Raw genomic sequence first — 12980 nt, 5'->3', positions numbered from 1 at the left:
CTATTCCTCCCCCCCCCCCGGCCGTCCACCCCCGCCTCCCCATGCACCCACGTCCGCGGGCGACTGAAGTCGCCCCCACAGTCCCTCCAGCCGCCCTCAGCGCGTCCTATAAACCCCTCCCGCTTCACCCATCGGGTGATCCGGCCTGGAGGGCAAACCCGCGTCAGCATTGGGTTTGCGTTTGGTTCGGGGAGGACAAGCGAGGGAAATAGGATGAATTCGACCCCACAGGAGGCGCCGCGCAGACGCCGCGCCTTCGACCCGCTAAAAACAAAAAAAGACACCTGTCTGGTAAAAGACAGGTGTCCTTTGACACATCCATCACACCCACCCCAGAAACCGTTTCGGCTTCCGGGGCGCGCGGGTATCAGCCGAAACGGCCGGTGATGTAGTCCTCGGTTTCCTTCTTCTTGGGACGCAGGAAGACCTCGTCGGTGACGCCGTACTCCACCACTTCACCCAGATACATGTAGGCGGTGTAGTGGGACACGCGAGCCGCCTGCTGCATGTTGTGGGTGACGATGAGGATGGTCACCCGGTCACGCAGCTGGGTCACCAGCTCTTCGATGTTGGCGGTGGCAATGGGGTCGAGGGCGGAGGTCGGCTCGTCGAACAGCAGCAGCTCGGGGTCGGTGGCCAGGCAGCGGGCAATGCACAGACGCTGCTGCTGACCGCCCGACAGGGCCGTGGCCGGCTTGTTGAGGCGATCCTTGACCTCGTTCCACAAGGACGCACCACGCAGGGCGTCCTCGATCTTGTCGTCGAGAGTGGAGCGGCTCTTCTCGCCACGCACGCGCAGGCCGTAGGCCACGTTCTCGTAGATCGACTTGGGGAAGGGGTTGGGCTTCTGGAAGACCATGCCGACGCGCATGCGCACCTCGATCGGATCCACCTTGGGATCGAGGATGTTGGTGTTGTCAGGGTTGAGAACGATCTCGCCGTCGTAGCGGTTGCCCGGATAGAGATCGTGCATGCGATTGAAGCAGCGCAGCAGGGTGGACTTGCCACAGCCCGAGGGCCCGATCAGCGCGGTGACGTGCTTCTCGACGACCGGCAGGTTGATCGACTTGAGGGCCTGGAAGCTCCCGTAGTAGAAGTTGAAATCCCGGGTAAAGGCCTTGATGGGAAGATTCTGATCAGGGGTGGTCATAAGTTGATCTCGATTGCCTGAAGGAATGGGTGCCGATGGCTGGACTGGGATTACCAGGAGATGCTCTTGCGCAGGCGATAGCGCAGCCAAATGGCGATGGCGTTCATCATGAGGGTCATCAGGACCAGGATCAGGCCGGCGGCCGCTGCGTTCTGCTGGAAGGCCTCTTCGGGGCGCGACGTCCAGTTGAACATCTGAATCGGCATCACCGTGAAGCCCGACCACAACCATTCAAAGTTGAAGTACGGTGCCACGTCGGTAACAGGCGACGGCGGCAGGAAGGCGATGAAGGTCAGCGCACCGATGGTGATGATGGGTGCGGTCTCGCCAATGGCGCGGGACATGCCGATGATCACGCCGGTCATGATGCCCGGGGTGGCATAGGGCACCAGGTGATCGCTCACCACCTGCCACTGGGTGGCACCGACGCCGTAAGCCCCTTCCCGGATGTGGATGGGGATGGCGCGCAGGGCCTCACGGGTGGACACGATGACCACCGGCAGGATCAGCAGGCCGAGGGTCAGGCCGGCGGTGAGGATGCTCTGGCCGAAGCCGAAGGTGTAGACAAACACCCCCAGGGCCAGCAGGCCATAGACAATGGACGGCACACCAGCGAGGTTGGTGACGTTGATCTCGATGAGATCGGTCATCCAGTTCTTGGGTGCGTATTCCTCCAGATACACCCCGGCGGCGACACCCAGGGGGATGGCCGACAGCGCCGTGACGATCATCACCAGCACGGAACCGACCCAGGCGGACAGGATGCCGGCATTCTCAGCGCGACGGGACGGAAAGCTGCTGAAGAAGTCCGGGTTGAGACGCCCGCCACCATTGGCCAGCATTTCGCCAAAGAGGGCCACAAAGGCCATCACACCCACCATCAGGGCCAGGAAGCCGGCAATGGCGAACATCAGGTCGAAGCGCTTGTTCGAGCCGATGATGCTGCGGATCTTGGCAAGTTCGTTTGCCTGCATGATTAACTCCGATTAGTAGGCTTCGCGATAGCGACGACGGATGACGTGGCCTAGGATGTTGAAGAACAGGGTCATCAGCATCAGGCTCAGGCCGGCCGCAAAGATCGACTGATAGCCGATGGAGCCGTGGGGCAGATCGCCCAGGGCAACCTGCACGATGTAGGCCGAGATGGTCTGGGCCGGCTCTGCGGGGTTCATCGTGAAGTTGGGCTGCATGCCCGCCGCCACTGCCACGATCATGGTCTCGCCCACAGCCCGGGAGATGCCCAGGATGTAGGCCGACAGCACACCCGACAGCGCAGCCGGAATGACAACCCGGATGGCGGTCTGGAAGCGGGTACTGCCCATGCCGTAAGCCCCTTCGCGCAGGCTCATGGGCACGGCACGCATGGCGTCTTCGGTCAGGGAGCTGATGTAGGGGACGATGGCAATACCCATCACCAGGCCGGCCGACAGCATAGAGAAACCAGGCAGCTCGGGCCAGATGGCCTGCAGCAGCGGGGTCACCACGGTCAGGGCGAAGTAGCCGTAGACAATGGTCGGAATGCCGCCCAGCAGTTCAAGGAAGGGCTTGACCGTCTCCCGGACCCGCGGCGAGGCAAATTCGGACAGGTAAGCGGCAATGATGGTGCCCAGGGGGATCGCAACCACCAGTGCCACCAGGGAGGTGGTGACGGTGCCGAGTAGCAGCGGCATGATCCCGTAGCGCGGCTCGGAGAAGAGCGGCGTCCACATGGTGTCGGTCAGAAAGTCACTGATCGGCACATGCTCGAAGAAATGATAGGACTCGGAAACGAGCACCCAGATGATCCCGGCGGTGGTCAACACGGATACCAGCGCGGCGGCGAAGAGCACCAACTCGATGGCGCGCTCCTTCACGTTCCGGCTGACATTACGGGCCAGGCGATCACTGACGGTAGTGGGTTGCATGGTGTTCATCGAGGACGACAAGGCGTGGGTCGAATTCACGGGCCTCTCCAAGGTAAATCCCCCCGATGGCGAAGGCCACCGGGGGTAGAAGACAACACCGAAATTACATCTTCGCTTCGCGGGCCAGCAGCTCGTCGATGGTCACGCCGACTTCGGCTTCACCACCAAACACGGTGCCCAGCTTTTTCTTGGCCAAGTGCTCCATGTTGCCCGTGTAAGCCTTGGCGGGCAGCGGCACGTACTTGACTTCGGAAGCCAGCTTCGGACCGTTCTTCATGTAGAACTCGACAAACTGACGCACTTCCGGCTTGTCGTAGGACTTCTCATTGACGTAGATGAAGATCGGACGGGCCAGCGGGTTGTAGGAACCGTCGATCACGGTCTGCTCGGAGGGCAGCACAGCCTTGCCCTTCGAATTGACGATGGCAACGGCCTTCAGCTTGGCCTTGTTCTCATAGTAGTAGGCATAGCCGAAGTAACCCAGCGCATTGACGTCGCGGGACACGCCCTGAACCAGCACGTTGTCGTCTTCGGAGGCGGTGAAGTCACCGCGGGAGGCCTTGGACTTGCCATTCACGGCTTCGGTGAAGTAGTCGAAGGTGCCCGAATCGGAACCGGCACCGAAGAGCTTCAGCGGCGCATCGGCGAAGGACGCATCCACCTGGCTCCAGTTCATGACCTTGCCCTGGGCGGCGGGCTCCCACATCTTCTTCAGCTGCTCAACGGTCAGCTGGGTGATCTTGCTCTTCGGGTTCACCACCACGGTCAGCGCATCAAAGGCCACCGGCAGCTCGTAGTACTTGATACCCAGCTTGGCGCACTCATCCATTTCCTTCTTCAGGATGGGGCGGGAGGCGTTGGAGATATCGGTCTCACCGCGGCAGAACTTCTTGAAACCACCACCGGTACCGGAGATGCCGACGGTCACCTTCACGGCGCCCTTGGCGGCCTTCTGGAAGTCTTCGGCGACGGCTTCGGTCACGGGATACACAGTGCTGGAACCGTCAATCTTGACGATAGCGCCGGACTGGGCGTGAGCGGCAGTCATGACGGCGAAACCGGCGACGGCAAAAAGGGCCTTGTGAGCTACGGACATGGACATCTCCAAACAGGGGAAAGTGAATCGTTTTCTTGAATCTCAAGCGACTGCCGCAGTGCAGCAGACTCAACAGGTCGCAAAGCTACACACCAAAAGTTTCAGTTTCGTTACATCCCCGAAATACTACTCCGCGTCTCATCTCCTTCATAAAACGGTCATCCGCAGGCGGCACCATCACTGGCTTGTTGGCCCCCACCTTTAGGAGAATCGAAAGAATGAGCACCCTGCCCGGCAGCACCCAAGAGACCTCCGCGCTCAACGATGGTGAAAGCACCAACCCGTCCACCAACACCCACATCCAGGACATCATCGACACCCGCCTGAGCCGCCGTGGCGTACTCAAGGGTGGCATCGCCGCCTCCACCACTGCGCTCTTCAGCAGCATCGGCCTGAGCGCCTGTGGCGGCAGTAGCAATAACAAGGACGACGCGCTGACGCTGAACTTCGACGCCGTCGCCAAGAACAAGAACGACGTGGTCACCGTGCCCGCCGGCTACCAGGTCAGCATCCTCCACGCCCTCGGCGACCCCCTCACGCTCACCGACGCCGCCTGGGCCGACAACGGCAGCGAGAGCGCCGAGTCCTACAACCGTCGTGTTGGCGACGGCCACGACGGCATGCACTACTTCGGCCTGTCCGATGCGGGCGCCTACAGCGCCTCCCGCTCCGACCGGGGCGTGCTGTGCGTCAACCACGAATACGTCGTCGGCCCCAACGCCCTGCACACCGCTGGCCGTACTGCCGGCGCCGCCCGCCTGGCCAGCGAAGTGGAAAAGGAAATCTACGCCCACGGCGTCAGCGTCTGCGAGGTGAAGCGCGACGCCTCCGGCTCCGCCATGAGCCTGGTGCGCGGCTCCACCTTCAACCGCCGCGTCACCTCCGCCACCCCCATGGCCTTCAGCGGCCCGGCCCGTGGCAACGCCCTTTTGCAGACCAAGTACTCGCCGGATGGCACCACCACCCGCGGTACCAACAACAACTGCGGCAACGGCTACACCCCCTGGGGCACCTACCTGACCTGTGAAGAGAACTTCACCAACGTGATCAGCCGTGCCACCGACGACAATGCCCTGCGCAGCGCCAAGGAAGTCACCGCCCTCAACCGCTACGGCATGACCCAGGGCCGCAAGAGCCCCTATATCTGGGATACCGCCGGCAGCGACGACCTCTTCGTTCGCTGGAGCGCCTCCGTCACTGGCGCCAGTGCCGCCGAGGACTACCGCAACGTCTTCAACACCTTCGGCTGGATTGTCGAGATCGACCCCTTCAACCCGTCCTCGACGCCGGTCAAGTACACCGGCCTGGGCCGCTTTGCCCACGAAGGCTGCTGGCCCTGCAAGGCCGTGGCCGGCAAGCCGGTGGTGTTCTACATGGGCGATGACTCCCGCAACGAGTACATCTACAAGTTCGTCTCCAAGGCCCTGTGGGATGCCGCCGACGTGGGCAAGGGCCACACCGCCGGCGCCAAGTACATGAGCGAAGGCACGCTCTACGTGGCCAAGTTCAACAGCGACGGATCCGGTACTTGGGTCGAACTGACCCACGGCAAGAACGGCCTGACCGCCGCCAACACCACCTACGCCTTTGCCGACCAGGCCGACGTGGTGATCCACGCCCGCCTCGCCGGCGACGTGGTCGGCGCCACCAAGATGGACCGTCCGGAATGGGGTGCCGTCAATCCGGTGAATGGCGAGGTCTACATGACCCTGACCAACAACAGCAACCGGGTCTCCCCCACCGCTACCCCCACCGGCAGCCAGCTCAAGCCCGACACCGCCAATCCGCGCTACTACGAAGACATCAAGGGCGGTACCACCTCCCAGAAGGGCAACCCCAACGGTCACATCATCCGCTGGCGTGAAGCCGGTGGCGATCCTGCCGCCACCACCTTCGCCTGGGACATCTACCTGTTCGGCGCCGAAGCCACTGCAGCTGCCAACGTGAACCTCTCCGGCCTCACCGCCGTGAATGACTTCTCCAGCCCGGACGGCCTGTGGTTCGACCAGAACGGCATGCTGTGGATCCAGACCGACGACGGCGCCTACACCGACGTCACCAACTGCATGATGCTGGCCGCTGTTCCCGGTAAGGTCGGCGACGGCTCCGCCGCCACCGCCGCCGGCGGCACCCCGACCATCAAGGGTGCCAACGCCACCGAGGCCACGGTCCGCCGCTTCCTGGTCGGCCCGATGGATTGCGAGGTCACCGGCATTGCCATGACCCCCGATCGCAAGACGATGTTCGTCAACATCCAGCACCCGGGTGAAGACGGCAGCCTGACTTCCCCCACCAGCGCCTGGCCCGCCAGCCAGACAGACGCCGCCTCCACCAAGCGCCCGCGCTCGGCCACCGTGGTCATCACCCGTACCAACGGCGGCGAAATCGCCGTCTGAGTCTCAGTCAGTCCCACGTTTCATCCTCAGTGGTCCCTTTGGCCCTCCACCTCGCGGTGGAGGGCTTTTTTCTTTTAATCCTCAAACAAGCGCAGGCAACCCCGCCCGGGACGCGCACTCCGCCCCTGTCACAGTAACGTCACAACATTATTTCAATCTTTCGACTACAATTGAAACGTTTATATTAATGAAAGGGAAATAGCATGACCGACCGAATCCTGAACGTACTCTTCCTGTGTACCGGAAACTCCGCGCGCAGCATCCTTGCCGAGTCCCTCCTCAATGCTGCAGGAAAAGGTCGTTTCATGGCCTTCAGTGCGGGAAGCCATCCGGCTGGCACCGTTAATCCTTACGTGCTCGAATTCCTGGCCCAGCGCGGGCTGCCCACGGAAGGTCTGCGGAGCAAGAACTGGGAAGAGTTTGCGCTGCCCGACGCTCCGAAGCTGGACTTCGTGATCACGGTATGTGACAACGCGGCCGGCGAAGTCTGTCCGGTGTGGCCGGGACAACCCATGACGGCTCACTGGGGGATTGAGGATCCGGCCGCGGTGGAGGGCGACGATGAAGCCAAGCGTCACGCCGTGTCAATGGCGGCGCTTCTGCTCAATCGCCGGATCGACCTGTTCAAGAGCCTTCCGATCGGCAAGCTCGATGCCCTGTCCCTGCAGAAGGAGCTCAAGGACATTGGCAACCTTTCCCGAAAGGGCGATCAGAGCTGATCGCAGCGGCAAGACCTTGCCACGGCGTCACACGGTCGGTGCCCTATACACCGTGCCCTATCGTTACTCCGGCGGAAGCTCGCCGGAGTGTTCTCATCAGCATCGTGAGGAGCTCCGACCCAGGCAGGCTCCCTTTATCCGACCACAACAAGGTATCAGAGCGTGTCAGTCCAATGTGAAATCAATGCAAAGTCCATCGCCAGAGAACCGATGGGCTTCTTCGAGCGCTATCTGACGGCGTGGGTCTTCCTGTGCATCGTCATCGGCATTGCCCTTGGCCAGCTCGCGCCAGAGGCGTTCCAGACGATAGGACGCCTGGAGGTGGCGCAGGTCAATCTGCCAGTGGGCCTCCTCATCTGGGTAATGATCATTCCCATGCTGGTGAAAGTGGATTTCACCGCGCTCCACGAGGTGAGGCAGCACGTCCGCGGCATCGGCGTGACCCTGTTCGTGAACTGGCTGGTGAAGCCCTTCTCCATGGCTTTCCTGGGCTGGCTGTTCGTGCGCAACCTGTTCGCACCCATGCTTCCGGCAGACCAGTTGGACAGCTATGTGGCCGGCCTCATCCTGCTGGCAGCAGCCCCCTGCACTGCCATGGTCTTCGTGTGGAGCAAGCTGACTGATGGCGACCCGCTGTTCACCCTTTCACAGGTGGCGCTGAACGACGCGATCATGGTGTTTGCCTTCGCGCCGCTGGTCGGCCTGCTGCTCGGCATCTCGGCGATCACCGTCCCCTGGGACACCCTGCTCACGTCGGTGGTACTTTACATCGTGATTCCGGTGGTGTTAGCCCAGGCCTGGCGCAAGTCACTGCTTGCCCGAGGGCAGGCCAGCTTCGATACCACGATGGCGAAGATCGGCCCCTGGTCCATCGGAGCACTCCTCCTAACGCTGGTCCTGCTATTCGCCTTTCAGGGCAAGGCCATCCTTGAGCAGCCATTGATCATCGCACTGCTTGCCGTCCCCATCCTGATCCAGGTGTTTTTCAACTCGGCGCTGGCGTACTGGCTGAATCGGGCAGTCGGCGAAAAGCACAACGTGGCATGCCCATCAGCCCTGATCGGCGCATCAAACTTCTTCGAGCTCGCGGTGGCGGCCGCCATCAGCCTCTTCGGCTTTGAGTCGGGCGCCGCACTGGCAACCGTTGTGGGTGTGCTCATCGAAGTTCCGGTGATGTTGCTGGTGGTTCGGGTGGTCAATGGCAGCCAAGGCTGGTACAACCGAGGGGAACAAGTGCGATCCACCGCTGCGAAGCCGCACTTGGCCAAGGGACGCACTCGTGGGGTCGATTAAGCTTGTATCCGCGCCAGCCTGGAGCCGGAAGTCAAACGCAAGGTTGACGACAACGGCATGGGCATCACCACCCAGACCGCCGCGCGCATCTACAAGGTCGCGGAAAACGGTGAGCTGACCATGGAAACCCAGCGCCGGACACCCGTATCAAGACCTACTCGGTGGGTGGCCTGCCCACCAACTCAGCCCCCTCCATGGCGGCCTACATGACCGCCGTGAAGACGCGCATGCGCCCGGACACGCACCCCCGTGACAGCGCCGGCAAGTCGGTGGGCGCCGTCACCACCACCACGGTCACCCGCGCTGCCCACCGCAACCTAAGCCCACATCTGCCACTGCAACGGCGAAAACGCCATCACGGGCCCGAGTCGCCCCGGGCGGAGCGGGGCAAGAAAGGGAAGCTGAGGGTGCGCATCGTCCATAGACACGAGAAGGCCATCGTCGAGATCACGCCAGTGGACTACGACAATATCGGTTTCGACGGCAAATGGAACAGCGCTCCCGCTGGCACGGCGCGCTGTGTCCTTGTCGTGACCCGCGAACCGATGCCCGCCACCCTTCCGTGGAGCCACCTGCAGGGTGATGCCCTCAAGGAGTACGCAGATCTCCTCGACTGAATGTGACAGTGGCCCCGATCACGGGGCCACTCGGCCCGGGGAAACGCCCCCGGGAAGCACAAAACGGTTTTGACAAACCTGTCAGTGCATCCCGCCGGCCAACGCCGAGTCAGCCGACTCGCGGCGGCGCACCGTATGTTCCAGCCGCTCCACCACCTCATAGCGCTGGGTCGCTTGCGAGTCACTCAAATAGCCCCGGGCCAGAAAGATCCGGCGCGACGATCGGGAAGCCTCTTCAGCGGTGCTGACCTTCTGCCTTACAAAGAAGCGATACACGGTTTCCATGCTCATGATGTCCTCCATGGGTTGTGCTGAAACCCGGCGACGGGCGTAGTTCAGTAAAAACGGGCACCCGAAGGTGCCCGTCAGTTTCTGACTCAGATGAAGTCTTGATCAGAAGCTGTGACGCAGGCCCAGGGACAGACCCGAGACAGTACCGCCAACAGCGTTGGCGCCACCGATCAGACCACCCGGGTTAGTAGTGGCGTTATAAGCACCCGGATTGATTCCGGCTGCATTGAACCCGAAGTCATAAGCAGCACCTTTATCATTGTTGATCATGGCGTAGGTAGCCTTGAGCGTGGTGCGCTTTGACAGGCTGTGCAACACGCCCACTTCGAACAGCTTGGCACCGGTATCGTCAGAGCTGCTACCGTTGATCTTCACGTCACGAGCCACGTACACCTGGCCCAACAGCTTGGTCGCACTGGTTACGTCAAAGGTGCCGCCAAGGCCATAGACCGCCTGGGTGATCTTGTTGCCGCCAAAGTGATCGGCGCGGGTCAGATCAAACAAGGCGCGCAAGGAGGCCGGTCCAATCTTGTAGCTACCACCAACACGGAAATCGGCAACCTTAGTGTCAGCCGCATCACCCAGGGACACGGCGTTATAGGTCACAGCCGCCATGGCGGCGCCGTCCGAATACTTCAGACCAATATCATAGCCCGTAGTATTAGCAGAGGTGAGGCCATCAAGAGACTTGTTCTCGTTGGCCACATAAGCAACCGTCGCACTCACGCCGCCAAAGCTCGGAGACACGTAAGCGATGGCATTTTTCCAGCGATTATCAAAAATTGACTGGCAGCCGCTCGAACGGCCACAGGTCGAACCACCAGCGTAACCTGCAGTCGTAGTGCTGGTGGTACCAATCAGGCGGTTACCGAGCTTGCCGAGCAGCGCGGTATTTGAGCCAATGCCAGTCGCACCGGGGTTCACATCGAGAGTGGTGCCCAGGGAGCGGGTGGGGCCTGTCAAAGTGCCCAACAGAACAGTGCCAAAACCACCGGAAAGACCAACGTAGCTGTCACGATTGGTGCTCAGCGTGCCCGCATTATCGAAGCCGACACCGCTTTCAAATTGAAACACGGCAGACAGTCCGTTACCGATGCTCTCCTTACCCTTGAAGCCCAGCAAGGAGGAGTTGGTGGACACGCGGGTCGTGTTGCCCAGCTCGTTGTTGGCGTCACCGCTGATGCGCACCACATCGAAGGAGGCGTCGGCAACGCCGTAGACAGTCACGTTGGACTGAGCGAAGGCACCCGTGGAAGCAAGGCCGGCAACAGCCAGAGCGATCAGATTCTTTTGCATGTGTTACTCCTTGTGATTGAGGACTGGCGCACGCCGCTGCTGCGGGGCCGACCAAGTTCACCTGTTTGAACCACTGCGCACAGCGAGGCCCTCGAAAGGCACATCACGCCACAGCTGATTCAGGCAGGGCGAAACCTACAGAGAGCAGGTTTCAGTGACGTTGCACTGTTGTGACAGCGCAACCCTCCCAAAAACCCGATTGACTCCCCGAAACCCAGTATCAGCAAGCCTTTCGGGGCAACAACCGCACACCCAGGCGGACCGCCCAGCCAGACCGTAGTTGTATATAAACAACAGATACCCTGCGTGCGCTTGATACTGCGGCGCCATCCGCAGGCACCTGGCCACCCCGAATCTGCTGCCCTGCTGCGGACGACGTCACACCGCGGGCTGCAGATTCGGCCGGCAGGCCTCTGCAATCGGCGCCGCCCTCTTTATGATCACGGCTTGAGCCCAGTACAGGAGTCCGTCCCATGTCCGCCACCGATCTGCTTGCCCGCAGCCTGTCAAAAATGCGCGCCCTTGTTGCACCCGGCAACACGCGCCTCCGGGAAGCCTCCGAGCGGGACATTGAGCGCCTGCGCCAGCAGCTGCAGGAATGTGCCGAGAGCCGCGGCGGCGAGGTGTCCACCCGCCAGCGCGCCGCGCGCCTGGCCGAGGCCTATCTGCGCCTCAACGACAACGGCCGGCGGCGCTTCCTGCTGATGATCGCCCTGGAGTTCGGGCCCGACCCCGCCCGTGTGGCCAAGGCCCACGCGGCCTACCAGGCGGCCGTGGGCAGCGCCGGCCAGTGGGATGCGGAAGCCCGCCTGCGCGGCGCCATGCGTTCCCGTCGGCTGCGCATCCTGACCCAGTTCAACGCCATCCCCCAGGGAGTCAAGTTTCTTGTGGACCTGCGCTCCGACCTGTTGCGCTACCTGCCCGACGAGCCCCTGCTCAAGCCCCTCGACCGGGAGCTGGAAAACCGCCTGTCGGCGTGGTTCGACGTGGGCTTCCTGGAGCTCCAGCGCATCACCTGGCAGTCCCCCGCGGCCCTGCTGGAAAAGCTCGTCCAGTACGAGGCCGTGCACGAGATCCGCTCCTGGGACGACCTGAAGAACCGCCTCGACTCGGATCGCCGCTGCTACGCCTTCTTCCATCCGCGCATGCCCCTGGAGCCGCTGATCTTCGTGCAGGTGGCGCTGGTGGATGCCCTGGCCGACGACGTGCAGAAGCTGCTCGACATCAACGCCCCGCTGGCCGACGCCAACCGCGCCACCACCGCGATTTTCTATTCCATCAGCGCCACCCAGGAGGGCCTGCGCGGGGTGTCCTTCGGCAATTTCCTGCTCAAGCGGGTCGTTGAAGACCTGCAGCGGGACTTCCCCAAGCTGAAGACCTTCTCCACCCTGTCGCCGATTCCCGGCCTGATGTCGTGGGTGCGGCGCAATCCGGCCGAGGCCGCCGGCGTGTTCACCGAGGCCGACCGCAAGCGGCTTGTGGCCGCGGGCATCGAAGGCGAGGTGGAGAGCGTGTGGACGCGCCTGTCCAGCGACGGCAGCTGGGCCGAGGAGAAAAGCCTGGCCCGGGCCCTGCGTGACCCGCTGCTACGCCTGGCCGCCCACTACCTGCTCAACGCCCGTCGTGACGACAAACCGGTGGATCCGGTGGCACGCTTCCACCTGGGCAACGGCGCCCGGGTCGAGCGCCTCAACTGGCTGGCCGATACCTCGGCCAAGGGTTTCGGCCAGTCCCTGGGGATCATGGTGAACTATCTCTATGATCCGGACCGGATCGAGAACAACGTGGAAGCCTTCAGCGCGGAAGGTCAGGTGGACGCCGCGGCCGGGGTGCGCCGCATGGCCCGTGGCTGAGAGCGCGTGAAGCGTGAATAGATCGCGCACCTACTTTCCTCAGGCTGACATCGTCTGACAACCAGCGCGGCGGCTCCTGTGGGGTCGAGTTCATTGGCTATGTTCGCGTTAGGTATGTAAATACGACCCCCGGCAGGCCCGCCGGGCTTGGAGAGCCTTGCCGTCCGGGGTGGAAGCGCTTTTCAGGCTTTATCCGAATGTCGTTGATTCGCTCCCTTCGACCTTTAACCGGTGAGCCCTTACGGGCGGCTTTCCGTTGTACTACGTCACATTGGCCGGGGACTCGCCCCCGGCGGGCGACCTTCTTCTTTGTTGTACGACAAAGAAGATGATATGGACGCCTCCCGCCCACCTCCACCCACGAA

General features: G+C 62.3%; 11 protein-coding genes. 5 read left to right on the top strand and 6 right to left on the bottom strand.

The window, feature by feature from the left end; translation table 11 throughout:
• Positions 1–367: 367 nt before the first annotated feature.
• From pstB to ACIQ09_RS19295, 4 genes are all read right to left on the bottom strand, one after another.
• On the bottom strand, positions 368–1150 hold the full coding sequence (pstB, locus tag ACIQ09_RS19310; RefSeq protein WP_398313577.1) for a phosphate ABC transporter ATP-binding protein PstB: 783 nt from the start codon (positions 1148–1150) through the stop codon (positions 368–370).
• 50 nt (positions 1151–1200) lie between these two features.
• Complete coding sequence (pstA, locus tag ACIQ09_RS19305; RefSeq protein ID WP_398313575.1) at positions 1201–2124, bottom strand: phosphate ABC transporter permease PstA; 924 nt, start codon at positions 2122–2124, stop codon at positions 1201–1203.
• Between the two features lie 12 nt (positions 2125–2136).
• Entirely contained in the window at positions 2137–3063 is a 927-nt protein-coding gene (gene pstC, locus ACIQ09_RS19300) for a phosphate ABC transporter permease subunit PstC (protein ID WP_398313579.1), read from the bottom strand.
• Positions 3064–3157: 94 nt separating this feature from the next.
• On the bottom strand, positions 3158–4150 hold the full coding sequence (locus ACIQ09_RS19295; RefSeq protein ID WP_398313573.1) for a PstS family phosphate ABC transporter substrate-binding protein: 993 nt from the start codon (positions 4148–4150) through the stop codon (positions 3158–3160).
• A 218-nt stretch (positions 4151–4368) separates the two neighbouring features.
• On the opposite strand from ACIQ09_RS19295, the gene ACIQ09_RS19290 reads away from it, so the two are divergent.
• From ACIQ09_RS19290 to ACIQ09_RS19275, 4 genes are all read left to right on the top strand, one after another.
• Positions 4369–6546 carry a PhoX family protein gene (locus ACIQ09_RS19290; protein ID WP_398313571.1) on the top strand — a complete coding sequence of 726 codons (2178 nt, stop codon included), beginning with the start codon at positions 4369–4371 and terminating at the stop codon, positions 6544–6546.
• Between the two features lie 203 nt (positions 6547–6749).
• A complete protein-coding gene (locus ACIQ09_RS19285) occupies positions 6750–7265 on the top strand; it encodes an arsenate reductase ArsC (protein WP_398313569.1) in 516 nt (171 codons plus the stop codon).
• 210 nt (positions 7266–7475) lie between these two features.
• Complete coding sequence (gene arsB, locus ACIQ09_RS19280; RefSeq protein WP_398313567.1) at positions 7476–8558, top strand: ACR3 family arsenite efflux transporter; 1083 nt, start codon at positions 7476–7478, stop codon at positions 8556–8558.
• A 206-nt stretch (positions 8559–8764) separates the two neighbouring features.
• Positions 8765–9175, top strand: a complete 411-nt coding sequence (locus ACIQ09_RS19275; RefSeq protein ID WP_398313565.1) for a hypothetical protein — start codon at positions 8765–8767, stop codon at positions 9173–9175.
• Between the two features lie 81 nt (positions 9176–9256).
• On the opposite strand, the gene ACIQ09_RS19270 is transcribed toward ACIQ09_RS19275, so the two are convergent.
• The gene (locus tag ACIQ09_RS19270; protein ID WP_398313563.1) at positions 9257–9466 is read right to left on the bottom strand and encodes a hypothetical protein; all 210 of its coding nucleotides are present in this window, start codon (positions 9464–9466) and stop codon (positions 9257–9259) included.
• Positions 9467–9568: 102 nt separating this feature from the next.
• Complete coding sequence (locus tag ACIQ09_RS19265; protein ID WP_398313561.1) at positions 9569–10762, bottom strand: porin; 1194 nt, start codon at positions 10760–10762, stop codon at positions 9569–9571.
• 473 nt (positions 10763–11235) lie between these two features.
• Here ACIQ09_RS19265 and ACIQ09_RS19260 point away from each other — a divergent pair, with 473 nt between their 5' ends.
• Complete coding sequence (locus tag ACIQ09_RS19260; RefSeq protein WP_398313559.1) at positions 11236–12615, top strand: malonyl-CoA decarboxylase; 1380 nt, start codon at positions 11236–11238, stop codon at positions 12613–12615.
• Positions 12616–12980 lie beyond the last annotated feature (365 nt).

This window comes from Zoogloea sp. (genome assembly GCF_044344315.1).
Classification (GTDB): Bacteria; Pseudomonadota; Gammaproteobacteria; order Burkholderiales; family Rhodocyclaceae; genus Zoogloea.
This window is presented reverse-complemented; position numbering and strand designations above follow the sequence as displayed.

Excerpts from the sequence above, each read along its gene's own strand:
- pstB (WP_398313577.1), bottom strand. The coding sequence starts at position 1,150 with ATGACCACCCCTGATCAGAATCTTCCCATCAAGGCCTTTACCCGGGAT.
- pstA (WP_398313575.1), bottom strand. The coding sequence starts at position 2,124 with ATGCAGGCAAACGAACTTGCCAAGATCCGCAGCATCATCGGCTCGAAC.
- pstC (WP_398313579.1), bottom strand. The coding sequence starts at position 3,063 with ATGAACACCATGCAACCCACTACCGTCAGTGATCGCCTGGCCCGTAAT.
- ACIQ09_RS19295 (WP_398313573.1), bottom strand. The coding sequence starts at position 4,150 with ATGTCCGTAGCTCACAAGGCCCTTTTTGCCGTCGCCGGTTTCGCCGTC.
- ACIQ09_RS19290 (WP_398313571.1), top strand. The coding sequence starts at position 4,369 with ATGAGCACCCTGCCCGGCAGCACCCAAGAGACCTCCGCGCTCAACGAT.
- ACIQ09_RS19285 (WP_398313569.1), top strand. The coding sequence starts at position 6,750 with ATGACCGACCGAATCCTGAACGTACTCTTCCTGTGTACCGGAAACTCC.
- arsB (WP_398313567.1), top strand. The coding sequence starts at position 7,476 with ATGGGCTTCTTCGAGCGCTATCTGACGGCGTGGGTCTTCCTGTGCATC.
- ACIQ09_RS19275 (WP_398313565.1), top strand. The coding sequence starts at position 8,765 with ATGACCGCCGTGAAGACGCGCATGCGCCCGGACACGCACCCCCGTGAC.
- ACIQ09_RS19270 (WP_398313563.1), bottom strand. The coding sequence starts at position 9,466 with ATGAGCATGGAAACCGTGTATCGCTTCTTTGTAAGGCAGAAGGTCAGC.
- ACIQ09_RS19265 (WP_398313561.1), bottom strand. The coding sequence starts at position 10,762 with ATGCAAAAGAATCTGATCGCTCTGGCTGTTGCCGGCCTTGCTTCCACG.
- ACIQ09_RS19260 (WP_398313559.1), top strand. The coding sequence starts at position 11,236 with ATGTCCGCCACCGATCTGCTTGCCCGCAGCCTGTCAAAAATGCGCGCC.